General features: G+C 63.8%; 26 protein-coding genes. 19 read left to right on the top strand and 7 right to left on the bottom strand.

Annotated features, from left to right (window positions below):
• Positions 1–552: 552 nt before the first annotated feature.
• The 3 genes from ACM42_RS31155 to ACM42_RS31145 all read left to right on the top strand — a co-directional run bounded on the left by ACM42_RS31155 (position 553) and on the right by ACM42_RS31145 (position 2121).
• Positions 553–786, top strand: a complete 234-nt coding sequence (locus ACM42_RS31155) for a hypothetical protein (RefSeq protein ID WP_271531486.1) — start codon at positions 553–555, stop codon at positions 784–786.
• A gap of 251 nt (positions 787–1037) precedes the next feature.
• Positions 1038–1472, top strand: a complete 435-nt coding sequence (locus ACM42_RS31150; protein ID WP_271531484.1) for a serine hydrolase — start codon at positions 1038–1040, stop codon at positions 1470–1472.
• Positions 1447–2121 (top strand): serine hydrolase domain-containing protein, encoded by a 675-nt coding sequence (locus ACM42_RS31145; RefSeq protein ID WP_271531482.1) that lies wholly within the window; start codon positions 1447–1449, stop codon positions 2119–2121. Before ACM42_RS31150 ends, ACM42_RS31145 begins: the two co-directional genes overlap by 26 nt.
• A 606-nt stretch (positions 2122–2727) precedes the next feature.
• On the opposite strand, the gene ACM42_RS31140 is transcribed toward ACM42_RS31145, so the two are convergent.
• Together ACM42_RS31140 and ACM42_RS31135 are read right to left on the bottom strand one after the other, a co-directional pair.
• Positions 2728–2967 (bottom strand): hypothetical protein, encoded by a 240-nt coding sequence (locus tag ACM42_RS31140; RefSeq protein WP_028180112.1) that lies wholly within the window; start codon positions 2965–2967, stop codon positions 2728–2730.
• Between the two features lie 701 nt (positions 2968–3668).
• The gene (locus ACM42_RS31135) at positions 3669–3878 is read right to left on the bottom strand and encodes a cold-shock protein (RefSeq protein ID WP_028180113.1); all 210 of its coding nucleotides are present in this window, start codon (positions 3876–3878) and stop codon (positions 3669–3671) included.
• 980 nt (positions 3879–4858) lie between these two features.
• Between ACM42_RS31135 and ACM42_RS31130 the strand changes: the two genes are divergently transcribed.
• Positions 4859–5542 (top strand): response regulator, encoded by a 684-nt coding sequence (locus tag ACM42_RS31130; RefSeq protein ID WP_271531479.1) that lies wholly within the window; start codon positions 4859–4861, stop codon positions 5540–5542.
• On the top strand, positions 5539–7476 hold the full coding sequence (locus tag ACM42_RS31125; RefSeq protein ID WP_271531477.1) for a sensor histidine kinase: 1938 nt from the start codon (positions 5539–5541) through the stop codon (positions 7474–7476). The genes ACM42_RS31130 and ACM42_RS31125 overlap by 4 nt, the downstream gene beginning before the upstream one ends.
• Positions 7477–7612: 136 nt before the next feature.
• On the opposite strand, the gene ACM42_RS31120 is transcribed toward ACM42_RS31125, so the two are convergent.
• Positions 7613–7903, bottom strand: coding sequence for a hypothetical protein (locus ACM42_RS31120; RefSeq protein ID WP_060737488.1), 291 nt, complete (start codon positions 7901–7903; stop codon positions 7613–7615).
• Between the two features lie 235 nt (positions 7904–8138).
• Here ACM42_RS31120 and ACM42_RS31115 point away from each other — a divergent pair, with 235 nt between their 5' ends.
• Positions 8139–8363 carry a cysteine rich repeat-containing protein gene (locus ACM42_RS31115; protein WP_271531473.1) on the top strand — a complete coding sequence of 75 codons (225 nt, stop codon included), beginning with the start codon at positions 8139–8141 and terminating at the stop codon, positions 8361–8363.
• 262 nt (positions 8364–8625) lie between these two features.
• On the opposite strand, the gene ACM42_RS31110 is transcribed toward ACM42_RS31115, so the two are convergent.
• Entirely contained in the window at positions 8626–9048 is a 423-nt protein-coding gene (locus ACM42_RS31110; protein ID WP_271531471.1) for a GFA family protein, read from the bottom strand.
• 91 nt (positions 9049–9139) lie between these two features.
• Positions 9140–9928: a methanethiol S-methyltransferase gene (mddA, locus tag ACM42_RS31105; RefSeq protein WP_271531469.1), complete on the bottom strand. Its 789-nt coding sequence runs from the start codon at positions 9926–9928 to the stop codon at positions 9140–9142.
• Between the two features lie 133 nt (positions 9929–10061).
• On the opposite strand from mddA, the gene ACM42_RS31100 reads away from it, so the two are divergent.
• Positions 10062–11609 (top strand): winged helix-turn-helix domain-containing tetratricopeptide repeat protein, encoded by a 1548-nt coding sequence (locus ACM42_RS31100; protein WP_271531467.1) that lies wholly within the window; start codon positions 10062–10064, stop codon positions 11607–11609.
• A 19-nt stretch (positions 11610–11628) separates the two neighbouring features.
• Here ACM42_RS31100 and irr read toward each other — a convergent pair whose 3' ends face one another.
• Positions 11629–12117, bottom strand: a complete 489-nt coding sequence (irr, locus tag ACM42_RS31095) for a Fur family transcriptional regulator Irr (protein WP_271531465.1) — start codon at positions 12115–12117, stop codon at positions 11629–11631.
• Here irr and ACM42_RS31090 point away from each other — a divergent pair.
• The 11 genes from ACM42_RS31090 to ACM42_RS31040 all read left to right on the top strand — a co-directional run bounded on the left by ACM42_RS31090 (position 12116) and on the right by ACM42_RS31040 (position 23766).
• Positions 12116–12373 (top strand): hypothetical protein, encoded by a 258-nt coding sequence (locus ACM42_RS31090; protein ID WP_271531463.1) that lies wholly within the window; start codon positions 12116–12118, stop codon positions 12371–12373. The genes irr and ACM42_RS31090 overlap by 2 nt on opposite strands.
• Positions 12374–12658: 285 nt before the next feature.
• Positions 12659–14209 (top strand): ABC transporter substrate-binding protein, encoded by a 1551-nt coding sequence (locus tag ACM42_RS31085; protein WP_271531461.1) that lies wholly within the window; start codon positions 12659–12661, stop codon positions 14207–14209.
• A 283-nt stretch (positions 14210–14492) separates the two neighbouring features.
• Positions 14493–15464 carry an ABC transporter permease gene (locus ACM42_RS31080; RefSeq protein ID WP_271531459.1) on the top strand — a complete coding sequence of 324 codons (972 nt, stop codon included), beginning with the start codon at positions 14493–14495 and terminating at the stop codon, positions 15462–15464.
• A complete protein-coding gene (locus tag ACM42_RS31075; RefSeq protein ID WP_035669824.1) occupies positions 15461–16300 on the top strand; it encodes an ABC transporter permease in 840 nt (279 codons plus the stop codon). The genes ACM42_RS31080 and ACM42_RS31075 overlap by 4 nt, the downstream gene beginning before the upstream one ends.
• Position 16301: 1 nt before the next feature.
• Entirely contained in the window at positions 16302–17921 is a 1620-nt protein-coding gene (locus ACM42_RS31070; protein WP_271531457.1) for an ABC transporter ATP-binding protein, read from the top strand.
• A 372-nt stretch (positions 17922–18293) separates the two neighbouring features.
• The gene (locus ACM42_RS31065; RefSeq protein ID WP_271531455.1) at positions 18294–18461 is read left to right on the top strand and encodes a hypothetical protein; all 168 of its coding nucleotides are present in this window, start codon (positions 18294–18296) and stop codon (positions 18459–18461) included.
• A 6-nt stretch (positions 18462–18467) separates the two neighbouring features.
• A complete protein-coding gene (locus ACM42_RS31060) occupies positions 18468–18677 on the top strand; it encodes a hypothetical protein (protein WP_028178134.1) in 210 nt (69 codons plus the stop codon).
• 197 nt (positions 18678–18874) lie between these two features.
• Positions 18875–19195, top strand: a complete 321-nt coding sequence (locus ACM42_RS31055; RefSeq protein ID WP_271531452.1) for a hypothetical protein — start codon at positions 18875–18877, stop codon at positions 19193–19195.
• Positions 19196–19421: 226 nt separating this feature from the next.
• Positions 19422–20147 carry an outer membrane protein gene (locus ACM42_RS31050; RefSeq protein WP_271531450.1) on the top strand — a complete coding sequence of 242 codons (726 nt, stop codon included), beginning with the start codon at positions 19422–19424 and terminating at the stop codon, positions 20145–20147.
• 164 nt (positions 20148–20311) lie between these two features.
• On the top strand, positions 20312–22468 hold the full coding sequence (locus ACM42_RS31045) for a methyl-accepting chemotaxis protein (protein WP_271531448.1): 2157 nt from the start codon (positions 20312–20314) through the stop codon (positions 22466–22468).
• Positions 22469–22704: 236 nt separating this feature from the next.
• Entirely contained in the window at positions 22705–23766 is a 1062-nt protein-coding gene (locus tag ACM42_RS31040) for an MBL fold metallo-hydrolase (RefSeq protein WP_271531446.1), read from the top strand.
• A 10-nt stretch (positions 23767–23776) separates the two neighbouring features.
• Here the strand turns inward: ACM42_RS31040 and aroQ are convergent, their stop codons facing one another.
• The gene (gene aroQ, locus ACM42_RS31035) at positions 23777–24208 is read right to left on the bottom strand and encodes a type II 3-dehydroquinate dehydratase (protein WP_271531445.1); all 432 of its coding nucleotides are present in this window, start codon (positions 24206–24208) and stop codon (positions 23777–23779) included.
• Positions 24209–24535: 327 nt separating this feature from the next.
• On the opposite strand from aroQ, the gene hemA reads away from it, so the two are divergent.
• Positions 24536–25765 (top strand): 5-aminolevulinate synthase, encoded by a 1230-nt coding sequence (hemA, locus tag ACM42_RS31030; RefSeq protein WP_271531443.1) that lies wholly within the window; start codon positions 24536–24538, stop codon positions 25763–25765.
• Positions 25766–25770 lie beyond the last annotated feature (5 nt).

The raw sequence follows: 25770 nt of genomic DNA, 5'->3' as shown, positions 1-25770 counted from the left end.
CCGGTCGCGTGCGCGCCGCTCAACCGCTCACGGGCCAAACCCGCCCTGCGATTGCATGCGCGCCGATGCGCTCCACGCCCACCGCCACCCGGCCCGCGTATCGTGACGATCGCGAAACGCCCCGTCTTTGGGCCGGGGTACGCGACACATACGATATTTCCGAATTTCGGTCAATCGGAATTTTCGAGTCACGAAGCGGCGAGCGTTCGGACAGACCTTGTTCCGGCTGAGAATCATCTTCTGCAGCCCGATAGCTTCATTCTTGCCCCCGCGTGTCTCCGTCATTGCGAGCGCAGCCACGCAATCCAGGAATGCATCCGCGGAGATAGTCTGGATTGCTTCGTCGCAGAGCTCCTCGCAATGACGAGGAGGAGAGATTACGCGTCCGACTGCCGTGTCGGCGCGGAGACCCCCCAGGAGCGAAGTGAGCACCTGCTGCTCGAGCGTCGAACTATCGATAGGGATTAGATGCCGTACCGCCGCGAGGCATTCGACTTCTCACGGCCGCTCCCTATATCCTCTCGCAAACGATGGATGCAGCGGACAGCTTTGATGGCCAGGCGACGCACGACGGACAGGGACGCTGACGACCTTCCCCGCTATTTCGTCTGGGTTCGAGGGCTCGAAGGGCCCGAGCCGCAGAAATGGACGGCGATGGATTTCGGCATCGGCGACTGGAAGCGGCCGCTGGTGCTGGCTTATCTGGAGCTGCCGGAAGACGAGCGGCGTCTATCCCTGTCGGTGTTGGCCCGGCGCTATCCGCCGCCGCGGGTGGATCTTTCGTGAGCGGGGCTAAGGTGTGTGCTCACAAACGTCGGCTCTGCAAGGCAAAGCGGAAGTCACCTCGCTTGAGCGTGATCGACGGCTTGTGTGAAGGGCTTCGGATGCCGGCCGCGCGAGGGACGGCGCCGCGAGTTCTCTCACCCGAAGCGGACATTCACGGGTAGGCCCTCGCCTGATATAGAGGGTCCTTCCCAGATGGGGTGTCGCCCGTGCTAAATCGTCGCCAGATGCTCTCAGGATTAGGAGCAGCAGCAATGGGTTCGCCGATCCTGCCTGTTTTGGGGCAGCAACGGCCTCCGCTCGTTCCAGAAAACTTCGCCGCTGACGTGATCCGACGACTCGATCAAGCGGTCGCCGAGCGGCGCGTATGGAATATTCATGGTCTTGTTGTTCTCCAGAACGGAAAGCTGATCGTCGAGCGCTATTTTGCTGGTCAAGATCGCGAGAGAGGCGTCGGCGACCTGGGGACGGTCACGTTTTCGGCGGAGACGCCCCATGATCTGCGATCCTGCTCGAAGAGCGTCGTGGCCTTGCTTTATGGGATCGCTCTTCAGCAAGGTAAGGTGCCCGCGCCGGAGACGAGCCTGCTTTCCAGTTTCCCGGAGTATCGTGATCTTGCCAACGAGGAACACTCGCGTGTGACCATCCCACCATGCGCTCTCAATGACCATGGGAACGGACTGGGATGAGAGCACCTTACCTTATGGCGATCCTCGCAACAGCGAAACGGCAATGGACGACGCTCCCGACCGTTATCGTTACATTTTGGAGCGCCCGGTCGTCGATAGGCCCGGTGCGCACTGGACCTATTGCGGCGGAGCAACAGCGTTGCTCGCCCGCTTGATCGCAAAAGGGTCAGGCAAGTCACTGCACGACTTCGCACGTGAGTCTCTTTTCGATCCGCTCGGGATGGGACCAACGCAATGGGCCGCCGGGCCTGATGGCGAGCCATTTGCCGCTTCAGGCGCCCGGATGTCGGTTCGCGACCTGTCGCGGATCGGAACGTTGATGCTCTCCGATGGGCAGCTCGACGGCAAACAGATCGTTCCTGCGGAGTGGATCATGCGTTGCACGACGCCGGTGGTCAGTTCCGACGAGCTGCGTCGCTACGGCTATCAATGGTTTCTTCTCGACGTGGCCTTCGGCAGGCCGAAGGGATGGGCTCCCGGGCGCTTGGAGCGCATGTGGATGGCGCAAGCGGAAGGCGGCCAACGCCTGTTCATCATTCCCGCCTTGCAGCTCGTCATCGCTTTGACCGCTGGAAACTACTCTTCCGAAGATCAGTGGATTCCACCAACCCGCGTGCTGCGGGAGATTGTTTTGGCAAGCGTCTCCTAGCTTGCCATGTGTCGGCAGTTGGCCCGGGGCTGACTTCCGTTCTTGGTCTAACGCTGTCCGCTACCCTGAGCTGAGCGGAACACCGTCATAGAGCCGCCGAAGCCAGCCGTTGACCCATTGCAGACGATCGGTGTTCATTCAAAATTGAGCATCTGGTGGGCCGGCTGATTGACCCGCCAGCGTGCCGCCACGTCCGAAAAGGGTAAACCGGATCTCACAGATGCCGTCCAAGTCGGCCCGAATGACCCCGAGACCACATCCGCCCCCCGTCAGAATCTCTTGTCAGGTGTTGTTTCGGTCGGAAGGTTATTGAAAATGCGAAAGTTGATCTTCCGTAACGACTCGCTCGATCTTCTCGGACTTGCCCCTGATGCGGTATCGAACTCGTCCATCGGACTCGATGGGCATATGTTGAATGATGGTATAGATCATCGGCGGTTCAGCGGTGGCACGTCCTTGTGGACCTTGGGGTTGGTGGCGAACGTCTTCATTCAACTTATAAGCATACGACATGTGTGACCTCAATGTTTGCTGCTGCTAGCTTGGAGTGACGTAACGCGTACTGTCGCCTTCGGCTCTGGCTCGTAAAATCGAATCCGAGATGCTCTAGTCCTCGAGAATGGACTTTGTACCCTCGAATATCTGCTCCGCTGTGCCTTTGATCGTGCCCTTGGCCCAGGCCTGAAACACGGTCACGTAGGCGTTCTTGTAAGCCTCTTCGTCTGCAGAGAAGTAGACCTCATCTGTGGCGGTATCTAAGACAAGCGCTCCTTTATCGATGCAAATTTCTTCGATCAGAACCAGTCGCTCTTCTTGCTCGGCGAGATGCCGCTTGACAATGCTCATTGAATCTCCTGCTTTGCGCGGATCCACGTTCTTCGGATGCACCGCCGCCCAATGCATACGCGAATGACTTCATAGAGAGCTGCAACAAGTCGCTGCAGAAGTGAGCGACATCACTTAAGGAATGACGCGCCTAGCACGAGACAAACATGGGTCAGCCGAGGGAGTTGGCGGACGAATGCGCCATGAACGTCCGATTGCCGGCTACTGGTCCAATCTGCCAGTTGCATCATCCTTCGGACGGGGAATTCCGTACGGGACCGACAATCAACCTGTAGGTGGGCACCGAAGCAGAGTTCCACGATACTAGGGTCGTGCTGCAAACCGAGCACTCGAAGCCGGCGATCTGCCGACTGGGGCTATTTCCTCGGTTCGACCAAAGACGGCGCCGCTCCGACAGGATCGGTGATTAGATTCGAGCATGCCGGTCTATGCGCACGAGAGACAAAATAAGCCACTTCGAAATTCGATTTGGCTATTTAGCTCCGAGACCGAGACACGCCGTCGTTTTACCTTTTCGGTCCGTTCAAGTTTTTAGCTGAGCAACCGCCGGGCCGAATGTCGAAGACAAGCCACGGCAAGCTCACTTGACGATCGCCTTCACGGATTGAAGCAAAAACCCCGCCCCTGATGACTCAGGCGCGGGGGACCACAAGCTCTGCCAGTACATCCGTGGCTAGAGCGACAGGTCTGTCGTGCCTCAACTAAGCAGCACGAAGATTTTCGGCAGCGGACTTGCCCGTACGGCGGTCTGCGACGACGTCGTAAGACAGCGTCTGACCTTCGTTCAGGGTGCCCATTCCGGCGCGTTCGACCGCGCTGATATGAACGAAAACGTCGTTGCTGCCGTTTGCCGGCTGGATAAAGCCGAAGCCCTTTTGGGTGTTAAACCATTTCACTGTACCTGTGTTCATCGGGTCTTCCTTTCGCATACGCGCGGGAGCTGGCGCGCGGACTTGCGGCCAGTGTTCCAGTTTGTCGATGTTGGAGAATGTCTGAAACGTGCGCGCCGTCAGGACGTGAGGCGAAAGCGGAACAGTTGTTCGGCCAGTATCGATGCTTGAGACCATACATCAGTAGTTGCGAGACCACAAGAAGAAGCCAATAGCTCTTCTCATCATGGTTGGTGTATTTGTCCGTAGCTGAAGCCCGTGGTAACTGATGCGGAAGCGACCTCGTGCGCTCGGAATTATAAAAGGCTCTTCCTCTGCCCGACAGAACTAACCGCCGGCCGGGGCTGGCGACTAGTTGCTCGAAATGCTTCCCTCAGGTTCCCTTTTCGCGCGCTTTCCTGCATAGTTCGGCATGGCAAAAGTAAAAGTGAGCTTCAAACCACTCCGTAACTCAGAGGGCGACTGGACTATTGTTGCCGAGTACCCCGGCGCAGAACCCCGAGAAATCACGGGCTTCACGAGCAAAGCCGAAATCGATGATTGGATGAACGGGGAGCGCCGTATCGCTTGGCTCCGATCACAGGGCTACGCGAAGTGACATGATGATCCTTTCTTCCAGCCATCGCGTTGTCACTTTCGGCTTGTGGTGAAGGTCTGGCCGTCATCTCTATTCTAGCCTGCTTAATTGGCTGGCGTTATCGCTGACGGTCGAAGTTCTCGTCGCGGCAAGGTAGGCGCATCACCGCTTCTGGCCCAACGGACATCTGGTGAGATGCCTTAATGGGCCGGTGCCAGAGGCAGAGCAGACCGCATACGCGCCCCGAGTACAGCGCGGATTATGAGCACGCGCTCTAGCTTAGATGCAATCCTACGATGGCCCATCCGCGCCTGGCGCGGGACCAACTTATCGCCGCCCCCATGATTATGGGTGTCACGGCATCAGCGCTGCGGTTAAACTTGCTTCGCGCCGCGGGGGACACGCGGGTCGCGGGACGATGATCATGACCGAACAGGGCGAGATGGGTGAAGCCATCACCATCCTCCTCGTCGAGGACGACGCGCCGACCTGCTGGCGGCTCCAGGACGCGCTGGTCAAGGCCGGTTACGAGGTGCGAAGCGCCGGTACGCTCGCGGAGGCGCGGCAGGCGCTGAGCGTCGCCGCGCCGCGCGTGCTGCTGACCGACCTGCGGCTGCCCGACGGCCACGGCGTCGAGCTGATCCGCGAGACCCGGCGGCGCCTTCCCGACACGGAGATCATGGTGATCTCCGCGCTCGGCGACGAGGAGAGCGTGATCTCCGCGATCACGGTCGGCGCCACCGGCTATCTGCTCAAGGACGCCTTCCCCACCGACATCGCCACCACCGTGCGCGACCTGGTCGCCGGCCATTCGCCGATCTCGGCCTCGATCGCCCGCTTCATCGTGCGCAGAACGCAGGGTGCCGCACAGAATTCGGCGGAGCCGCCGCCCGGGCCCGCGCTCAACACGGCCAGGCTGACCCCGCGCGAGATCGACATCCTGTGGGGCATCGCGAAGGGCTTCAGCTATGCCGAGATCGCGAGCCATCTCGGCCTATCCAGGCAGACCGTGCCCGGCCACATCAAGAACATCTACCGCAAGCTCGAAGTGCACACGCGCAGCGAGGCGGTGTTCGAGGCGGTGCAGCAGGGCCTGATCAAGCTGTGAGCGAGCTCGCGGCCAAAGCACCTACGGAGGCACCGGCCACACCCGCGCGGCGCCGGCTGCTGGCCTCGCGCCTCGTGCCCTATCTGCTGTTCCAGGCGCTGATCGTGATCGCCACCATTCTCGGCTTGCGGCTGCTCCAGCCGAGCGACCCCGAGGATTTTGCGCTCAGCGGATTCGCGCTGCGGGAGGACGGCGTGACGCGCTCCGTGACGCTGCCGCATTTCACGTCGTCGCGCTACTCCCTGGCCGACCCGCCGTTCTACACCGGCACCTTCGCCTTCCGGAGCGACGATGCGGCCTCGGGCTGGTCGGCGTTCCTGCCGCGCTTCAGCAACGCGGTGGAGGTCGCCGTCAACGGCGTCGTCGTGCTCGACTCCCGGCGCGATGCCAACGCCAACCGGCCCGACCGCAACACGCCGCAGATCGCACTCATCCCCGCTTCGCTGCTGCGCGAGGGCGGAAACGAGATCACGGTGCGGCTGTTCGTGTGGGGACCGCTCAAGGGCTTCCTCGACACCGTCTATGTCGGACCGGATGCCGCCTTGCGCCCGGCCTATGAGACACGCACGCTGCTGTTCGTCACACTGCCGGTGGTGTTCTCCGCCTGGCAGGCGATCCTGGCCGTCATCCTCGCGATCATGTGGCTGATGCGGCGCCGCGAGCCGGTCTATGGCGTGCTGGCGGTGGCGATGGTGCTCGGCGTGGTGCAGGCATTCGCGCAGGCGCCGGTGCCGCCGGCCACCGCATCCCGGCTCGCCGCGGTGCTGCTGGCGTCCGCGCCGATCGAGAGCGCGCTGGTCGTCGTGTTCGGCGTGCTGTTCTTCGGCTGGCGCTGGCCGCGCTACGGCACGCTGCTGTTCGCGCCCGGCGTCGTCGTGTTCGTGGTCGGGCTGATCGGGGGCCCGCCGCTGCCGCGCATCCTATTCCTGGTGCTCGGCATTCCCACCGTCGGCCTCTGCCTGTTCCTGATGGCCTGCGTCACGGCAGCCGCGGTGGTACGGCGGCAGGACGCGGCGAGCTTCATGATCGGCTGCGCGGTGACGATCGTGCTGGTCTGCTGGATCCAGGACATGCTCACAGTGCTCGAGATCGAGACCAACGATCGCATCTTCGTCTCGCGCCTGTCCTATTCGGCGATGCTGGTCGCGATCGGCGCCGGGCTGACCTGGCGCTTTGCCCGCGCGTTGAACCAGGTCGACAGCTTTGCCGGCCAGCTCGTGACGCGCGTGCGTGAAGCCGAGGAACGGCTGAAGGCGAGCTTCGCCCGCGAGGAGGAGCGCGCCCGCGCCGCTGCGCTCGCCAACGAGCGCACGCGCCTGATGCGGGACCTGCATGACGGCCTCGGCGGGCAACTCGTGAGCATCGTCGCATTGTCCGAGCGCGGCAGTGAGGGCACGACCATTACGGACGCCGCCCGCGCGGCGTTGAAAGATCTGCGCCTCGTCATCGATTCCATGGACGACATCGGCGGCGACCTGATGCTCGCGCTCGGCTCCTGGCGCGAGCGCGCCACGGCGCAATTGCGGCCGCACGACATCGCGCTCGACTGGCGCGTGGCGACGCCGCAGGGCCTGCCGCTGCATCCCGAGCTCAGGCCGTGGCACGTCATCCAGATCGTGCGTATCCTCGACGAGGCCGTGACCAACGCGGTCAAGCACGCACAGGCCCGCCACGTCGCGGTCACCATCGAGACGCATGACGGAAGCCAGGGGCCTTACGGCGTGATCAGCGTCACGGACGACGGCCGGGGGTTTGCGCTGGCCGGCAATTGCGAGGCCGCGAGCGCGGGCCAGACCGCGCGCGGCCTGCGCAACATGAGAAGCCGTGCCGCGCGCTGCGGCGCGGTGCTTGACCTGAGCTCGGATGCCTCCGGCACGCGCGTGCGGCTGCAATTGCCGCAGCGTTTTCCCGACAGCGACATGGCTGCAGGCTGAAAGGCCCCCTCTCCGGACGTGTGGGGCGCACGGAGAGAGGGGACGGGCCGGGTGATTGCCTGCGGAGGACGGGGGGTGTTCGTCCGCAGGCTCCGTTGGCCCGAAGCAATGCAATCAAAATCAATCGAATGAAATATCAGCGCACGCCGACGCGATTGACCGGGCCGCCGCGATTCATCGGCGTACCCGCGCGCACGCCGACGCCGGGCGCGCCGACACCGGGGGTCGCGACCGCAGCCCGCGCAACCGGAGCTCCCGGTGCGACCACTACCGCCGCAGTCGGCCGCACCACGCAGCCCTTGGGCACCCCGACGGTCTTGCAATAGACCACCGCCTGCGCCGGGCTCGTGCCCAGTGAGACCATCGCCGCGCCCGCCAGGGCCATGATCGTCAGCCCGGCGCTCAGCGCTCCAGCTCTCTTCGACATCTTGCTCTCCTGCTTCCCGTTCGGCGTCCCGGTGCAATCACCGGGTTTCGCAGCCGAGGTGCAGCCTGAATGGCAAAAGTCGGCGCTGGGATACATGCCATGAAGATGGGGGTACGGCGCTCGGGACACCGAGCCGGTGCCATGAATATGGCATGGACCCACGCCTGGGCTTCGCGAGATGGTCCGGCCCGCGTGATCCCGGTCGGGACCAACGACGATTCCAAAGAGGTGCTTTATGAAGATTTCGGTTCTTGCCGCGCTGCTGCTCACTGCTGCCGCCCTGCCCGCTGTTGCACAGTCCGGCCCATCGATCCAGGAGCAAATGGCCTGCCGCGGCGACGCCAGCAAATTCTGCGCCGAACATGTCGGCAAGCCGCCGCAGATGAACGCCTGTCTGCGCGAGAACAAGTCGAAGCTCTCGGACTCCTGCCGCAAGGTCGTTGAATCCCGCGGCGGCTAGTCCTTCGTCCTTCTCCCATTGGAGAAGGCAGCGAGGGCGGCGCTCTGCCGCCCTCTCGAGAGACAGCTTCGGCATTGGGAGAGGCCTCAACGCACGCCTCGTCCTTCGAGACGGCGCTTACGCGCCTCCTCAGGATGAGGCTCATCGGCGCGGGCGCCCGTTGAAGCTGCTGCCGTACACTCCGTCCTCATCCTGAGGAGCCCGCCTGAAGCGGGCGTCTCGAAGGATGGCCGCAGGGAGGAGCCTTCAACTGAAGGCGCCGCTACTCCTGCATCATCTCGCCGCTGCCGCCGAACTCGGCCGGAAAATCCTTCAGCTTGGGCAGGCCGTCGCGCATCGGCAGCACGGTTTCGGCATAGTTGACGTGGACGCCGGGCGTGAACGCGAGCGTCGGGATGGTGGCGGCGAAGACGTCGACCAGACCGAGCGGCGGATGGTTGGTCATGAGATGGCCGCCGCACTTCCTGCAATATTTGCGCTGGCTGGCCGGCGTCTTGACGAAGGTCTCGACATTCTGGGCACCTTCGGTGATGCGCACCGCTTCCGGCTTCCAAAGGCTGAAGGCGTTGACCGGACCGCCCGACCAGGAGCGGCAGGAGCGGCAATGGCAATAGCCCATCGCCTCCGGTGCACCCGTGGCCTCGACCGTGACCGCGCCACAGAAGCAGTTTCCGACATGTTTCATTTGGGCGTCTCCGTTCTTTTTTTGGGATCATCATTGCGCGTCGGCGCCCCGCGCGTCCTCCTTTCGGTGGACGCGCGGGACGAGGCCGAGACTATACCGACCGGCGCCAGGGGATAAGCATGGAGACGCGTTGCCTGTATTGCCGATACTCCTCGCCGAAGAGATCGACGAGATCGTTCTCCTCAAGCGCGATGCCGACGAAGATGTAGAGCGTGGTCACGGCCGCGAACAGCAGATGGCCCGCGGTCATGGTCGGCGCCGCCCAGAACGCGATGATGAAGCCGAGATAGATCGGATGGCGGACGAACTTGTAGAGCAGCGGCGTCTTGAAGCGCGGCGGCGCCGTCTCCTTGCCGGCGAGATGGTCGGTCACCTGATGCAGTCCGAACAATTCGAAATGGTTGATCATGAAAGTCGAGGTGAACACCAGCACCCAGCCGGCGAAGGACATGGTGACCAGTGTCACGGCAAGATCCGGATTCTCGACGTTCCATATGACCGACGGCAGCGGGCGCCATTGCCAGAACAGGAGCAGCAATGACAGGCTCGCGAACAGAACATAGGTCGAGCGCTCAACCGCCTTGGGCACGAATTGCGTCCACCAGGCCTTGAACTGCTTGCGTGCCATCACGCTGTGCTGAAGGGCGAACAGCGTCATCAGGAGGAGATTGACGATGAGGGCCTCGACCGTCGACGAGTCGCTTCCGGTGTCGATGGTCTTGGGCACCATCACTCCCATGACGAAGCCGATGGCGTAGAGAATGGTGACGAAAAACACGAGATATGCCGCAATTCCGTACAGAAAGGCGATGAACTTGAAAATGCGAGAGCCCGTCACCTCCGGGCCGATGGAATGAACGTTTTGATCAAGTTGGGTCATGAAATGCTCCGTTGTGCCGAGACATCGACACGGTTTGGTCGTCGCACCATGCCGGATCGGACGTCCCGGGACTTTCGCGGACGGTTGATTTTCGCCTGAGACGACTTTGATTTTTGCTTGAGACGACGAAAACGTGCGATTTCGCTTTGAAAACAACGTGCTCGACAGTGACCTGCGGGAGCTCACTTGCGACGGGGCGGCCGTTCCATTGCAGCCGCAAGTGTTCGATCTGTTGCTTTATCTGGTCGCGCAACGCGCGCGTATGGTCAGCAAGGATGACCTGATCAGCCAGATCTGGGCCGACCGCATCATCTCGGATTCCGCCCTGAACAGCCGGATCAACGCCGCGCGCAAGGCGATTGGCGACGACGGCGCGACCCAGCGGCTGATCAAGACCATTCCGCGCAAGGGCTTTCGTTTCGTCGGCGAGGTCCGGGAAGAAGCGGCAGCGTCCCCCGCGCGGGCGGGAACCAAGCTCACTCCCCCGCGCGCGGCGGACCGCCCGGCGATCGCGGTGCTCGCCTTCGAGAACATGAGTGGCGATCCCGCGCAGGACTATTTCGGCGACGGGATCAGCGAAGACATCCTCACCGCGCTGTCGAAGCAGCGCTGGTTCATGGTGATCGCCCGCAACTCGTCCTTCACCTACAAGGGACGCGCGGTCCACATCAGGCAGATCGCCGAGGAGCTCGGCGTCCGCTACGTCGTCGAAGGCAGTGTGCGCAAGGCGGACAACCGGGTGCGCATCACCGCGCAGCTCAACGACGCCGTGTCGGGAAATCATCTCTGGGCGGAGCGCTATGACCGCGAGCTCGTCGACGTCTTCGCCGTGCAGGACGAGATCACCAACGCGATCGCCGCGGCGATCGAGCCGCAGATCCACGCGGCGGAGAATTTTCGTGCCCATCGCAAGCCGCCTGCGAGCTTGGACGCCTGGGATCTGCTGATGCGCGCGCTGTCGCATTATTGGCGCGTGACCCGGCAGGATCACGACGCCGCACGAGCGCTGCTCGAGCGCGCGATTGCAATCGATCCGAACTACGGCCAGGCGCTGTCGGTGCTGGCCGTGAACGACATGTTCGGCGTGCATCTCGGCTGGGCCGAGCTGGCCGCAGTTGCTCCGGTCGCGGAAGCCGCCGCGCTCGCCGCGGTGCGCTGCGACCACGAGGACGCCTGGGCGCATGCCGCGCTCGGCAGCGTCTGCTTCTCGACACGCAGGCTTGCGGACGCGCTGTCCGAATTCGAGCAGGCGCTCGCGCTCAATCCGAACTTCTCGCTGGCGCAGGGCTATTACGCGCTGGCGCTGTCCTATGCCGGACGCTCCCAGGATTCGTTCGGGGCCGCGCAAAGGGCGATCCGGCTGTCACCGCGCGATCCGTCACTGGCGATCTATCACGGCATCGCAGCCTATGCCCGCTTCACCGAGCGGCATTATGACGAGGCCATCGCGCTGGCGCGCGAGGCGATCCGCCACCGCGGCGACCTCACCGGCGCCTACCGCGTGCTGGCGGTCTCCGCCGGCATGACGGGCGACGGAGTGCTTGCGGAGATGGCGCTCGGCGAGCTCCGTCGCACCCAACCCAACATCTCGCTGCACTGGATCGCGACGCAACTGCCGTGGGCCAATGACGGGGATCGCGAACACTATCTGGAGGGATTTCGGCGCGCGGGGTTGCGGTAGGAGATTCGCCAGGCCCGGGTTACGCCATGCGCTTGCGGCGCAGGTGGACGATGACGTCGAGCCGCGCGATCTCATGGCCGGGAAGCGCCTCGGGCACTTTTGAGAAGGCCAGGCCGTCGGCAACGTCGATCAGCATATCCTCGCCTTCGAGATAGAAGTGCGGATGCAAGGATGTGTCGGTGTCGAAGAACGACTTGATGCCGTCGGCCGCGATCCGGCGCAGCAGGCCGGCTTCGGTGAACTGGTTCAGCGTGTTGTAGACGGTCGCGAGCGACAGATAGGCGTTCGCCGCCATCGCCTCTTCGTAGAGGCTCTCCGCGGTGACGTGACGGTGGCCACCCAGGAACAGCAACTGGCCGAGCGCCAGACGCTGGCGCGTCGGACGCAGGCCGGCATTGCTCAGCAATCGCAGGCAGTGCTGCACGCCCGCCTCCGACGAGGGATCGAGGCCGGCGACATCAGGTCCGCTATCGTCATCCGCAGGGTTCGTCGTGGCCTGAATGTCCATGGATCGTCTCACGGCTCAAGGAAACGGGACGCGCAATGCCGCATCCCGCCAGTTGCCATTCGATCGCAAAAGCGGCGGCTCGGCTTTGATCCGGATCAAATTCACAGCGGATCCGCCACTGACCGATCGCGAGGGCGGTCATGAGCTCACCGGCAACGTCGCGGCCCTTTCCAAGGACGATATTTCGTACTGCGGACAAATTGGCAGAGGTGCTTGCGGAGCTGCAGCGGGCGCTCGGCGTAGAATGAAGGCCTGATGCTTTTGGTCGCAGGCGCAGGCTTGTGCAATCGCGACCGGCATGGCCGCGAGGCCGCCTGGTCGCCCGGCGCGAGCCAGCCTGACGTCGCAGAAGGACCCGCGGCAAAAACAGGACGCGCTGTACATTTTTTGTGCGAACACTGTCGAGACTTTCATCTTGCGGCGCCGAACGAGACTGTGTGAGCCTCGATATCGGATGGGGACTGGGATGGGCCGACCGTCGCTTTGCGCGCCAGGACGTTGCGAAGCGTTTGTGGCTGGCCTCGCTTGAGAAAGATACGACATGTCAAAACGAGTGTTGCTTGGTCTTCTCCTGGCTTGCGGCCTCACGGCCTCGGCGCTGGCGCAAGAGCCGAAAACAGGGGGCACGATCAATGCCGTGATCCAGCCCGAGCCACCCGGCCTGATGCTTGCGCAGATCCAGAACGGCCCGACCCAGATGGTGTCGGGCAACATCTTCGAAGGCCTGCTGCGCTACAGCCCCAAGCTCGAGCCGCAGCCGGAGCTTGCCGAGAGCTGGAGCGTCAGCGAGGACGCCAAGATCTACACCTTCAAGCTCAAGAAGGGCGTGACCTGGCATGACGGCAAGCCCTTCACCGCCGCCGACGTTCTGTTTTCGATCGAGATGCTGAAGCAGACCCACGCGCGCGCCCGCAACAATCTCGTGCAGGTCGAGAAGGTCGAGGCGCCCGATGATCACACGGTGGTGTTCACGCTGAAGCAGCCGTTCGGCCCCTTCCTCGGCATCTTCGAGGTCGGCTCGATGCCGATGGTGCCGAAGCATCTCTACGAAGGCACCGACTGGAAGACCAATCCCTACAACAACGCGCCGGTGGGCACCGGCCCCTTCATGTTCAAGGAATGGCAGAAGGGCTCGTTCATCCGCCTGGTCAAGAACCCGAACTACCACGAGAAGGGCAAGCCCTATCTCGACGAGATCTACTGGCAGATCATTCCGGACGCCGCCGCCCGGTCGGTCGCGTACGAGACCGGCAAGGTCGACGTGCTGCCCGGCGGCTCGGTCGAGAATTTCGACGTGCCGCGGCTGTCCAAGCTCAAGGACACCTGCGTCACCGGCGCCGGCTGGGAGTTCTTCTCGCCGCTGGCCTGGCTGTGGCTGAACAACCGCCAGGGGCCGCTCGCGGACAAGCGGGTGCGGCAGGCGATCATGTACGCGATCGACCGCGACTTCGCCAAGGACGTGATCTGGAACGGGCTCGGCAAGGTCGCGACCGGCCCGTCAGCCTCGACCATCAAGTACTACACCGACGACGTGAAGAAATATCCGTACGATCCGGCCAAGGCCAAGGCGCTGCTGAAGGAAGCCGGCTACAAGGGCGAGAAGATCCGCCTCCTGCCGCTCGCTTATGGCGAGACCTGGCAGCGCTGGGGCGAAGCGGTGAAGCAGAATCTCCAGGACGTCGGCATGACCATCGAGACGATCGCCACGGACGTTGCCGGCGGCAACCAGAAGATCGCGGAGTGGGACTACGACATCGCCTTCACCTATCTGTACCAGTACGGCGATCCCGCGCTCGGGGTGGGGCGTAACTACGTCTCCAGTGCCATCGCCAAGGGCCAGATGTTCAACAATGTCGAGGGCTATTCCAACCCGGAGATCGACAAGCTGTTCGCCGACGGCGCGGTCGCGACGCCGGATTCCAAGCGCAAGGAGATCTACGAGAAGGCGCAGAAGATCCTGGTCGAGGACGTGCCGGTGGCCTGGATGCTCGAGCTGCAGTTCCCGACCATCATGCGCTGCAAGGTCAAGAACCTGATCACCACGGGGATCGGGGTCAATGACGGCTTCAAGGACGCATGGCTCGACAAGTGACGAGGTTGCATGCGACACCGCGATAAATCTCAGTCGCGGCGTCGCGCTCCAGGGTACGAACTGATTCACGATGAAATCATATCGAGACGCTGAGGCATCGGCGGTGCCCACCTTTCCCATAGGGAGAGATGGGATCGCATCGTCAGATGCGATCCGGGTGAGGGGTTGCACTCCCTCGTGGGACCAGATCCCCCTCACCCGCGCCTTCGGCGCGACCTCTCCCCGTCGGGGAGAGGTGTTCCTCGCGGCGAGACCGCCTCGATCAACTGACATACGAGTCTAGATGCTCTCCTTTGTTGCCCAGCGTGTCGTGAAGGGCGTGATCGTCCTGCTCGCGATCGTCGTCCTCAATTTCTTCCTGATTCGCCTTGCGCCCGGCGACCCCGCGGTGGTGATGGCGGGCGAGGCCGGGGCCAGCGATCAGGTCTTCGTCAAGCAGCTCAGGGAGAAGTTCGGGCTCGACAAGCCATTGCCCGAGCAGCTCTTCATCTACGTCAAGGGCGTCGTGACGCTCGACCTCGGCTTCTCCTTCCGCCAGCAGGCCCCGGTCACAAAGCTGATCGGCGAGCGGCTGCCGGCGACGCTGCTGCTGACACTGACCGCCTTCGCGATCTCGCTCGCGCTCGGCATCCTGTTCGGCACCTTCGCGGCGCGCTTTGCCGGCACCTTCCTCGATACCGGCATCACCGTGTTCGCGCTGATCTTCTACGCCATGCCGATCTTCTGGGTGGCGCTGATGGGCATCCTGTTGTTCTCGGTCACCTTCGACTGGCTGCCGAGCTTCGGCTACGACACGGTCGGCGGCAACTATACGGGCCTTGCCCATGTGATCGACGTCGCCAAGCACCTGGTCATGCCGGCGATGACCCTCGGCCTGTTCTTCATGGCGACCTATACCCGCATGACGCGCGCCTCGATGCTGGAGGTGAAACGCCTCGACTTCGTCAAGACGGCGCGCGCGAAAGGTCTCTCCGACGCCGTGATCCAGCGCCGCCACGTGCTGCGCAATGCGCTGCTTCCCGTCGTGACGCTCGCCGGCGTCCATTCGGGCACGCTGATCGGCGGCGCCGTCATCACCGAGACCGTGTTCGCCTGGCCGGGCATCGGGCGCCTGATGTACGACGCGCTGCTGCAGCGGGACTACAATCTGCTGCTCGGCGTCTTCGTGATCTGCTCCGCCATGGTCCTGATCTTCAACCTCATCACCGACCTGGTCTACCGACTGGTCGACCCACGCATCGAATTCGCCTCATGAAACAGTTCTGGAAATCGATGCTGAAAAGCCCGAGCGGCGTCATCGGGCTCATCATCCTCCTGCTTGCGATCTCCGTCGCGGTGTTCGGACCGATGCTGTTCCCGAACTCGCCGTGGCGCATGGTGCAGCGGCCGTTCCTGCCGCCCTTCACGCTCTCGACCGTGCCGCTCGGCACCGACGCGCTCGGTCGCGACGTGTTCGCCGGCATGATCTTCGGCGCACGGGTATCGCTACTGGTCGGCCTCGTCTCCACGCTGGTCGCACTGATCGTCGGCGTGCCGATCGGCGCCATGGCCGGCTATTTCGGCGGCAGGGTCGATGACGCCTTGATGCGCTTCACCGAGTTCTTCCAGACCATTCCGAGCTTCGCGCTCGCGATCGTGCTGGTCGCGATCCTGCAGCCCTCGATCTATTCGATCGTGGCCTCGATCGCGGTGGTGAGCTGGCCGCCGGTGGCCCGCCTCGTCCGCGGCGAGGTGCTGTCGTTGCGCACGCGCGAATATGTCCAGGCCGCCGTGGTCACCGGCCAGAGCAACAGCTGGATCATCCTGCGCGAGATCCTGCCGAACGCGTTGTCGCCCGTGATCGTGCTCGCCTCGCTGATGGTGGCGACCGCGATCCTCCTGGAATCCTCGCTGTCCTTCCTCGGCCTCGGCGATCCCAATCTGATTTCCTGGGGCTACATGGTCGGCGCCGGCCGTACCGTGATCCGCCAGGCGTGGTGGATCACGGTGTTTCCCGGCATCGCCATCCTGATTTCGGTGCTCGGCCTCAATCTGATCGGCGAAGGCCTCAACGACGCGCTCAATCCGCGCCTGTCGCGCGAGGGACGCTGACATGACCGCCCCCGCCACCGTCTCCATCAAGAACCTGCGGATCGCGCTGCCCAAGAGCGCCGAGCGGCCGTACGCCGTCGACGGCATCTCGCTGGACCTGCGGGCCGGCAAGATCGTCTGCGTGGTCGGCGAATCCGGTTCCGGCAAATCGATGTGCGCGCACGCGCTGATGGGCCTCTTGCCCGATACGGTCGACGTCACGGCCGGCGAGATCATGTTCGAGGGCCGCGACCTGCTCAAGCTCGACGACGACGGCTGGCGCGATCTGCGCGGCCGCCGGCTGGCGATGATCTTCCAGGAGCCGATGACGGCGCTCAATCCGTTGATGCGGATCGGCGACCAGATGGCGGAGATGTTCGAGGCGCACGGCCTGCTGACGCCGAGGGAACGGCGCGCGAGGGCGCTCGCATTGGCACGCGAAGTCGGCCTGCCCGATCCTGAACGAATCGTGCGCGCCTACCCGCACCAGCTCTCCGGCGGCCAGCGCCAGCGCGCCATGATCGCGATGGCGCTCGCGCTCGAGCCCGCGGTTCTGGTTGCGGACGAGCCGACGACCGCACTCGACGTCACCACGCAGGCGCAGATCCTGAAGCTGATCCGCAACCTCCAGCGCAACCGCAACATGGCGGTGATGTTCATCACCCATGATTTCGGCGTCGTCGCCGACATTGCCGACCAGGTCGTGGTGCTCAGGCACGGCAAGGTCGTGGAAGAAGGTCCCGCCGCGGCCGTCTTCAGCGCACCGCAGCACGACTACACCAAGGCGCTGCTCGCCGCCGTGCCGTCGATGGATCCGCCGGCGCGCGCTCCTCTCGACGATCGGACCAGGGCCGTCGAGGTGATCGGGCTGGACAAGACCTACGTCACCTCGGGCGGCTGGTTTCGCGAGGACCGCCGCGTCGATGCGGCGCGCGCGGTCAATTTCAACATCCTCAAGGGCGAGACGCTCGGCCTCGTCGGCGAATCCGGCTCCGGAAAATCGTCCGTGGCGCGGCTGGTGATGCGGCTGATCGAGGCCGACCGCGGCACGGTGCGGATCGGTGAGACCGACCTGACCTCGCTTTCCGGCAAGGCGCTGCGCGCCGAGCGTCATCGCATCCAGATGATCTTTCAGGATCCATTCGCCTCGCTCAATCCGCGCCGCAAGATCGGTCACATCATCGCGGACGGCCCGATCGCGGCCGGCATCGATTCGAAGGTCGCGTTCGACCGCGCCCGCGATCTCCTCAAGATGGTCGGCCTGGACGCCGGCGCGCTCGAACGCTATCCGCACGAATTCTCCGGCGGCCAGCGTCAGCGCATCGGCATTGCGCGCGCGCTTGCGCTCGAGCCGGAGATCATCGTCGCCGACGAGGCCGTCTCCGCGCTCGACGTCTCGGTGCAGGCGCAGGTATTGAAGCTGCTCGAAGACCTCAAGGCGCGCCTCGGCCTCTCGATGCTGTTCATCACCCACGACCTGCGCGTCGCAGCCCAGATCTGCGACCGCATCGCGGTGATGCAACGTGGCGCCATCGTCGAGCTGAAGCCGACCGCGCAGCTGTTTGCCGCGCCTGAGCATGCCTATACGCGCGAGCTGCTCGCGGCGGTGCCGGGACGAAAGGAGCAAGCCCCGGCGGCCTGAGGGATTGGTCGGGCGGTTTCACCGGATTTTCGAGATCGTTCCAAGAACTTGCACGCCGCAAGAGGCGAAACATATTCGCTCCGGCAGCATTTGCTTCGTGAGACCTTCGTTGCCGACGAGCGCAAGGACAGGCCGACACAAGCATTCCCCCGCTCGGCTGCTGAAGCCGCGCAACTGACATGAGGTGGTGCGCGGCCTTGCAACCCAGCGCGTGAGATACACCGGGACGTTGGGGTGCAGCAGCGCGGTCACGCGCTTTTTATTCGGTCGTGACTGCCGCGCCGCTTCAAGGTCGACGGCGGCACCATAGATGATGATTGAATGTTTTGCGTCATCTCATGACAGTCTCATGAGTTGAAATTTGGAGCCACCATGGGCGAAGTCATTCGATTTGTCTCGAAATCCGAGCGTGAGCGAGCGCGTCTCATCCAGGAGGCGCGCGCCATCTACGACAGCATCTTCCCTCCGGCGAACCCGGCCGACGAGGAGCAGGACGAACCGGCGATCGGTCGCACGTTCATCCGCCGCGACGGGGAGTAACGTATCGTGATCAAGATCATCGCCGTGCTTTGCAGTCTCGCCTCTCCCGCCAACTGTCACGAGCAGATCGTCACCACTTCGGACTTTGCGCAAATCTCGGTGCAGTCCTGCCTGATGGGTGCCCCGCAACTCGCCGAATGGATGAACCAGCATCCGGCCGAGCGACTGGCCGCATGGCGCTGCGTGATTGGCAACCAGGGTGGCAGGGGCATCTGAGGCCTAAGGCGGCAGCGCATCCGCCCACCGCCTTCGGATGGACCCGAATCAGCGCTAAAGAGCGATGCGATGAGGATGAATCGTCATCGCGCTTCAGGTTATTGTTTGGGCATGATCTCTCTCGGAAAACCGCTGCACACTTTTTCGGATCATGCGGTAGCGCTTTGCGTTCGGCGACTTCCCTGGACGCAAGCAGCATGACCGGCCCCGAACTGAAGCAGCTCCGCGCCGACCTCTCCGATGCCCTCGAGCGGAAGCTCACCGCGGCCGACATGGCCAAGCTTTGCGGATTGCCGGAGACAGGCGGCGCCGACACCATCCGGCGCTGGGAGGTCAGTGGCCCGACGCCAGCGGCGACCAGGGTTCTGCGCGTGCTCGCGATGGCGAGCGAGCGCTATCCGATCCTGGAGAAGTTCGACATCTTCGATCGTCATGACGTGCGCGAGGAAGACCGGCCGGCAAAGCGCGCGGCCTTTCGCCAACAGATGCGCGATGAGGTGCGGCGGCGTCTTGGTTAACAAGAGGCGCGCACAAGTTACCCGGGATGCGCGAAGTTAAGCCTTCCTTCACCACTTCTTAAGCCGCCATTAAGCACGAAAATCATTTACAGCCCAACAAGTTAGGTTGGCTGTCGCTGTGCCACGCATGTGACAGCATTTTCATCAAAAGCGAGCTATCTGCAAAGCCAACGACGGCGCGGGAAAGAGCGCCTGCCGGGGACCTTACGTGTTGGAGTTCAAGACAATGAAGAAGATTCTGTTTGCGACCGTGGCGCTGCTCGTGGTGGGCGCGGCTGCGCCGGCCGTCGGCGCCGATCTCGGCAACCGCAACTACTACAAGTCGCCGGCGCCGGCCTACGCCGCGCCGATCTACAATTGGACGGGCTTCTATCTCGGCGCCCATATCGGCGGCGCGTTCTCCAGCGACAACAATTTCAACGGCCTCTCCACCGGCAACAACGGCAACGGCCGCTTCCTCGGCGGCGTGCAGGTCGGCGCGGACTGGCAGTTCAACCCGAACTTCGTGGTCGGCGTCGAAGGCCAGTATTCCTGGCTCACGGGCAGCGTCGGCGCAGTGTTTCCGGGCAGCATCGCCTATACCAATGACCAGCGCGGCCTCGGCTCGATCACCGGCCGCGTCGGCTATACCTGGGGCCCCGGCCTGCTCTACGTGAAGGGCGGCTACGCCTATTCGGACAACAACGAGAAGGTGACTGTGGGCGGCGTGCCGACCGGCTTCATCATCGATGGCGATCACCGCAATGGCTACACCGTCGGCGCCGGCCTGGAATACATGTTCGCCCCGAACTGGTCGGCCAAGGCCGAGTACCAGTACTACAATTTCGGCGACGCGCACTTTACGGCGGGCCCGCTGGTGGGCACCGGCAACTTCACCACCGACGACCATACCTTCAAGGCAGGCGTCAACTACCGCTTCAACTGGGCAGGCCCGGCGGCCGCGCCCTACTGATCGGTTATCAAAACCTTATCACGATGAAGGGCCGGCCTCGTTGCCGGCCCTTCTTTTTTCGCTCTGCGGAACATGCGCAACCAATTGTGCGAAGTGCGATTTTTTAACCGGTACTGCCGATACTGCGCTCACAAACAGAAGCAAGAACATTGGGGGAATTTTCGATGGCGATCCGTCTGGGCCTTGGCCGTTTCCTTGGCCGTTTCCGTCCTCGTTTCAGAATGCCGAAATGGGGCGTGCGCGGCAGCCTGTTCGCGGCCTTCGCGGTGATCGCGGGCATGGGCCTCGTGATCGCGGCCGGCGCCGGCCTGGCGCTGCAGAATCTCGGCGGACGCATGACCGAACTGAGCGGCCGGGACATTCCGCGCCTTTCCGCCAGCCTGCAATTGTCGGCGCTGAGCGCCAGCCTTGCGGCGCAGGGACCGGCGCTGCTTGCGGCGCAAAGCGACGACGCCCTGAACGAGCGCACCAAGAAGCTCTTGGAATTGCAGGAGCAGACGCAGCAGAAGCTCACGGAGATCATCGATCTCGGCGGCGACAAGAGCGTCGTCTCCGGGCTCAGCGACACGATGAAGAGCATCAACGAGGCGGCTCAGAGCCTGGCGAAGGCCGCCCGCGAACGGCTCGACATCGCGGCCCTCCACGAGAAGCAATATGATGCGCTTCGCAACGCGCAGGGCGCGTTCGTCGGCGCGGCGAGCCCGGCGATGCTGGAGGCGCAGACCCGGGTCAACGCCATTCTCGGCTCAGCCGACCTGTCCGCCGCAGATGCAACCGAGGCCGCGCAGACCGTCGGTCAGCTCGGCAACGTCGTCGCCAGCGGCAACCTCGCCGCCGCCAACATGAGCGCGGCACTATCGGCGAGCACGAGCGACAAGCTCGACGACATCCAGAAGGAATTCAAGACGGCGCAGGGACGCCTGCGTTCCAACCTCGACCTGTTGCCGGACAACCAGGGCAACAAGATGCTGCGCGAGACGGCGGAAAAGCTGCTCGCGCTCGGCACCGGCAAGACCGGCGTGTTCAATCTGCGCGAGAAGGAGCTCGACTCCATCGACTACGGCCAGACCATCCTGGACGAGACCCGCAAGCTCAATGTCGGCCTCGGCATCAGCGTGCAGCAGCTCGTCGACGGTGTGCAGAAGGAGACCAACGCCTCGACCTTCCAGGCACGGCAGGAGATTTCGCTCGCTACGTCGGTCATGCTGGCGATGGGCGCGTTGATGCTGGTCGGCTCGGCGCTGTTCGTCTGGCTCTATGTCGGACGCAGCATCCTGCGCCGGATCGGCGCCTTGCATCAATCGATGCAGCTGCTCGCGAACGGCGACCTCGAAACCGACATCTACCGCTCGAAGAACCACGACGACGAGATCTCGGTGATGGCGAACACGCTGCAAGTGTTCCGGGAGAGCATGATCGAGGCCCGCGCGCTGACGAGCGAGCAGGACAGGGACCGTATCGCCAAGGCCGAGCGTGCTGCGCGCATGGAAGCGAAGATCGCCGAATTCGAAAGCACGGTGCGCTCCGCGCTCGACAATCTCGCGCAGTCGGCCAATTCGATGCAATCGACCGCGCAGAGCATGTCGAACACCGCCGACCAGTCCAACGCGCTGGTGAACGCGGTCGCCTCCGCCGCGGAGGAAACGTCGGTCAACGTGCAGACCGTGTCGGCCGGCACCGAGCAGCTGTCCTCCTCGATCCAGGAGATCAGCCGTCAGGTCGTGACCTCCGCCGAGATCGCCAAGAAGGCGGTCGACGAAGCGGGGGCGACCGACGCCACCGTGCAGAGCCTCGCCGACAGCGCGAGCCGCATCAGCGTCGTCGTCGACCTGATCCAGACCATCGCCTCGCAGACCAACCTGCTAGCGCTCAACGCGACCATCGAGGCCGCGCGCGCGGGCGAGGCCGGCCGCGGTTTCGCGGTGGTTGCCTCCGAAGTGAAGAGCCTGGCGAGCCAGACTGCCAAGGCGACAGACGAGATCCGCACCCAGATCGCCAGCATGCAAGAGGTCACGACCTCCGCGGTCGGCGCCATCCAGGGCATCGGCCGGATCATCGGCGAGATCAACGACGTCACCACGACGATCGCAGCCGCGGTCGAGGAACAGGGCGCCGCCACCCGCGAAATCGCCCGCAACATCCAGCATGCGGCCGGTGGCACCAGCGAAGTCTCCAGCAACATCGTCGGCGTCTCCACCGCGTCCGCCGAAGCGGGCGCTGCGGCGAGCGACGTGCTGAGCGCCTCGGACGCGCTCCGGCGCGAGGCCGATATGCTGCGCGGGGAAATCGACGCGTTCCTCAACGACATGCGGGCGGCCTGATCGTCAATCCGGGGCCCTCGAAGAGGCGACCCCGGAATCCCGCCCCACGATCTCCGGATTCTCAGGTGCGCAACCGCGCACCAGAGCTCGCGCTCACGCGCGCCCGGAATGACGGCGTTTTTTGGCGACTTCAAACCGAGAGGCGGAAAATCACGGCCGGTATGACGGCCATGCGGCGGCCGCCAGGCGTCCTTTTTCGGCTGGCGCCCTGCGCGCGCTGGGTTTAAGCGGGTAGCATGAGCTCAAAAACCGACATCGCACAGTCCTCGGCCGAGGCCCTGCGCTACCCTTGGGAACAGCACCCCGGCCCCGAAGAGGTCGTGGAGGTGCGGCCCGGCGTGTTGTGGGCGCGGCTGAAACTGCCGTTCCGCCTCAACCACGTGAACATCTACCTGCTCGCCGACGGCGACGGTTATGCCATGGTCGATACCGGATTCGGCAACGAGGAGACGATCGAGGCCTGGACCAGGCTGTTCGACGGACCGCTGAAGGGCGTCAACATCACGCGCCTGATCGTCACCCACTCCCACCCCGACCATGTCGGCCTCGCCGGGTGGATCGTCGAGCGCTTCAACTGTCCGCTGGTGATGTCGCAGGTCGAATATCTGCAATCGGTCTATCACCAGAACCGCGGCACCGAAGAACGGCGCGAGGCGCAGCGGCTGTTCTTCCGCCGTCACGGCATGGACGAGTCGCTGACCGAGAAGCTGCTCGGGCGCGGCCAGGATTACCTCAAGCGCGTCTCGGTGCTGCCGCCGTCCTACCGCCGCATCTCGCATGGCGACGAGGTCGTGATCGGCACGCGCCGCTTCAAGGTGATCACCGGCGGCGGCCACGCGCTCGACCAGGTCATGCTGTATTGCGCCGACGACAAGCTGTTCCTCTCCGCCGACCAGGTGCTGAGCAAGATCTCGCCGAATGTCAGCGTCTGGGCGGTCGAGCCCGACCAGAACTCGCTCGGCGAATACCTGGCCTCGCTCGCGAGCCTCACCACCACCCTGCCCTATGATCTGCTGGTACTGCCCGGCCATGGCGTGCCGTTCTATGGACTGAAGACCCGCATCAAGCAGCTCGCCGACCATCACGAGGAGCGCTGCCGCCTGATCGCGGAAGCCTGCCGCGAGATGCCGCAAACCTCGCGCGCCTTGGTGCCTGTCGTGTTCAACAAGCACGTGCTGGACGAGCACCAGATGGGCTTTGCCGCCGGCGAACTCGTCGCCCACGTCAACTACATGATCGTCGAGGGCCGGCTGACGGCCGAGATGCAAGACGGCGTGCTGCAGTTTCGGACGACGTGAGGGCGCCAGCTCACTTCATGTTCGCGATCGCGTGCAGCGCCGCGACGTAGCCGAACGGTCCCAGCCCGCAGATCACGCCGGTCGCCACGAACGAGATCCTGGAGTGCCGGTGATATTCGTCGCGGGCGTGGATGTTGGAGATGTGGACCTCCAGCACCGGGCCCTCGAATGTCTTGATCGCGTCCATGATCGAAACCGAGGTGAAGGAGAGACCGGCCGGGTTGATGACGATGGCATCGGCATCCTGCCGCGCCGACTGGATCAGATCGACGAGCACGCCCTCATGGTTGGACTGGTGGAAGGCGAGCTTGAGCCCGAGCTTGGCGGCGGCGTCCTCGCAGCTCGCGTTGACCTCAGCGAGCGTCGTCGTGCCGTAGATGTGCGGCTCGCGGATGCCTAGCATGTTGAGGTTGGGACCGTTGAGGATCATGACACGTTTCATCGGGGCTTCCTTTCGCATGGGCTGACCGGCGTGCCGCCCCAGCCGGGCAAGGCTACGGCATCGGTGCCGCCAGTTTGGCCATCGTGGATGGAGCGCACGCGATGGACAAAATGTCCACGGCAGCCCTGCCTCCCCCGGTCACTCCGGTCGCGGCCGGCAGTCCCGTGTTAGGCGCTTGATCCAAATCAACAATCGCCGCCGGACCGGCGGTTATCAATTGGCACGCTCGCCTTGCCTCAAATGTGTGCTGGCGCATAGACATTGGAGCTCGAAAAGCTCTAAAAAATGAGCGGCCGTCATGGCCGGGTTCCGTTGCGGGTTTTGCCGATGGATTACAACCAGTTCTTCAATTCCGCTCTCGATCGTCTCCACACTGAGCGGCGCTATCGCGTGTTCGCCGACCTCGAACGCACGGCCGGCCGGTTCCCGCACGCGGTGTGGCACTCGCCCAAGGGCAAGCGCGACGTCGTGATCTGGTGCTCCAACGACTATCTCGGCATGGGCCAGCACCCGAAGGTGGTCGGCGCCATGGTCGAGACCGCGACGCGCGTCGGCACCGGTGCCGGCGGTACCCGCAACATTGCCGGCACGCACCATCCGCTCATCCAGCTCGAAGCCGAGCTCGCCGATCTCCACGGCAAGGAAGCCGCGCTGCTGTTCACCTCGGGCTATGTCTCGAATCAGACCGGCATCCCGACCATCGCAAAGCTGATTCCGAATTGCCTGATCCTGTCGGACGAGCTCAACCACAATTCGATGATCGAGGGCATCCGGCAGTCCGGCTGCGAGCGGGTCGTGTTCCGCCACAACGACGTTGCGCATCTCGAAGAGCTGTTGAAAGCGGCCGGCCCGAATCGGCCGAAGCTGATCGTCTGCGAGAGCCTCTATTCCATGGACGGCGATGTCGCGCCGCTCGCCAGGATCTGCGATCTCGCCGAAAAGTATGGCGCGATGACCTATGTCGACGAAGTCCACGCCGTCGGCATGTACGGCCCGCGCGGCGGCGGCATCGCCGAGCGTGACGGCGTCATGCATCGCATCGACGTTCTCGAGGGCACGCTGGCAAAGGCGTTCGGCTGTCTCGGCGGCTATATCGCCGCTAGTGGCCAGATCATCGACGCCGTGCGCTCCTACGCGCCGGGCTTCATCTTCACCACCGCGCTGCCGCCGGCGGTCTGCTCGGCTGCAACTGCCGCGATCAGGCACCTGAAGAGCTCGAACTGGGAGCGCGAGCGCCACCAGGACCGCGCCGCCCGCGTCAAGGCGATCCTCAATGCCGCCGGCCTGCCTGTCATGTCGAGCGACACCCATATCGTACCGCTGTTCGTGGGCGATCCCGAGAAGTGCAAGCAGGCCTCCGACCTCCTGCTCGAAGAACACGGTATCTACATCCAGCCGATCAACTATCCGACCGTCGCCAAGGGCAGCGAGCGCCTGCGCATCACGCCCTCGCCCTATCACGACGACGGCCTGATCGATCAGCTCGCCGAAGCGCTGCTCCAGGTGTGGGACCGCCTCGGCCTGCCGCTGCGCGAGAAGTCGCTGGCAGCGGAGTAGGCCCC

Source organism: Bradyrhizobium sp. CCBAU 25338, from assembly GCF_028128965.1.
In the GTDB taxonomy this organism is placed as follows: Bacteria; Pseudomonadota; Alphaproteobacteria; order Rhizobiales; family Xanthobacteraceae; genus Bradyrhizobium; species Bradyrhizobium liaoningense.
The sequence above is the reverse complement of the archived record's forward strand: the minus strand, read 5'-3'. Positions and strand labels throughout refer to the sequence as shown.

Bases quoted from the DNA above. Each gene is read 5' to 3' on its own strand.
- ACM42_RS31150 (WP_271531484.1), top strand. From the start codon at position 1,038: ATGGGTTCGCCGATCCTGCCTGTTTTGGGGCAGCAACGGCCTCCGCTC.
- ACM42_RS31075 (WP_035669824.1), top strand. From the start codon at position 15,461: ATGAAACAGTTCTGGAAATCGATGCTGAAAAGCCCGAGCGGCGTCATC.
- ACM42_RS31130 (WP_271531479.1), top strand. From the start codon at position 4,859: ATGACCGAACAGGGCGAGATGGGTGAAGCCATCACCATCCTCCTCGTC.
- ACM42_RS31070 (WP_271531457.1), top strand. From the start codon at position 16,302: ATGACCGCCCCCGCCACCGTCTCCATCAAGAACCTGCGGATCGCGCTG.
- ACM42_RS31110 (WP_271531471.1), bottom strand. From the start codon at position 9,048: ATGAAACATGTCGGAAACTGCTTCTGTGGCGCGGTCACGGTCGAGGCC.
- ACM42_RS31120 (WP_060737488.1), bottom strand. From the start codon at position 7,903: ATGTCGAAGAGAGCTGGAGCGCTGAGCGCCGGGCTGACGATCATGGCC.
- ACM42_RS31145 (WP_271531482.1), top strand. From the start codon at position 1,447: ATGACCATGGGAACGGACTGGGATGAGAGCACCTTACCTTATGGCGAT.
- hemA (WP_271531443.1), top strand. From the start codon at position 24,536: ATGGATTACAACCAGTTCTTCAATTCCGCTCTCGATCGTCTCCACACT.
- mddA (WP_271531469.1), bottom strand. From the start codon at position 9,928: ATGACCCAACTTGATCAAAACGTTCATTCCATCGGCCCGGAGGTGACG.
- ACM42_RS31135 (WP_028180113.1), bottom strand. From the start codon at position 3,878: ATGAACACAGGTACAGTGAAATGGTTTAACACCCAAAAGGGCTTCGGC.
- ACM42_RS31040 (WP_271531446.1), top strand. From the start codon at position 22,705: ATGAGCTCAAAAACCGACATCGCACAGTCCTCGGCCGAGGCCCTGCGC.
- ACM42_RS31080 (WP_271531459.1), top strand. From the start codon at position 14,493: ATGCTCTCCTTTGTTGCCCAGCGTGTCGTGAAGGGCGTGATCGTCCTG.
- ACM42_RS31090 (WP_271531463.1), top strand. From the start codon at position 12,116: ATGGATCGTCTCACGGCTCAAGGAAACGGGACGCGCAATGCCGCATCC.
- ACM42_RS31085 (WP_271531461.1), top strand. From the start codon at position 12,659: ATGTCAAAACGAGTGTTGCTTGGTCTTCTCCTGGCTTGCGGCCTCACG.
- ACM42_RS31155 (WP_271531486.1), top strand. From the start codon at position 553: ATGGCCAGGCGACGCACGACGGACAGGGACGCTGACGACCTTCCCCGC.
- aroQ (WP_271531445.1), bottom strand. From the start codon at position 24,208: ATGAAACGTGTCATGATCCTCAACGGTCCCAACCTCAACATGCTAGGC.
- irr (WP_271531465.1), bottom strand. From the start codon at position 12,117: ATGGACATTCAGGCCACGACGAACCCTGCGGATGACGATAGCGGACCT.
- ACM42_RS31045 (WP_271531448.1), top strand. From the start codon at position 20,312: ATGGCGATCCGTCTGGGCCTTGGCCGTTTCCTTGGCCGTTTCCGTCCT.
- ACM42_RS31140 (WP_028180112.1), bottom strand. From the start codon at position 2,967: ATGAGCATTGTCAAGCGGCATCTCGCCGAGCAAGAAGAGCGACTGGTT.
- ACM42_RS31055 (WP_271531452.1), top strand. From the start codon at position 18,875: ATGACCGGCCCCGAACTGAAGCAGCTCCGCGCCGACCTCTCCGATGCC.
- ACM42_RS31065 (WP_271531455.1), top strand. From the start codon at position 18,294: ATGGGCGAAGTCATTCGATTTGTCTCGAAATCCGAGCGTGAGCGAGCG.
- ACM42_RS31050 (WP_271531450.1), top strand. From the start codon at position 19,422: ATGAAGAAGATTCTGTTTGCGACCGTGGCGCTGCTCGTGGTGGGCGCG.
- ACM42_RS31115 (WP_271531473.1), top strand. From the start codon at position 8,139: ATGAAGATTTCGGTTCTTGCCGCGCTGCTGCTCACTGCTGCCGCCCTG.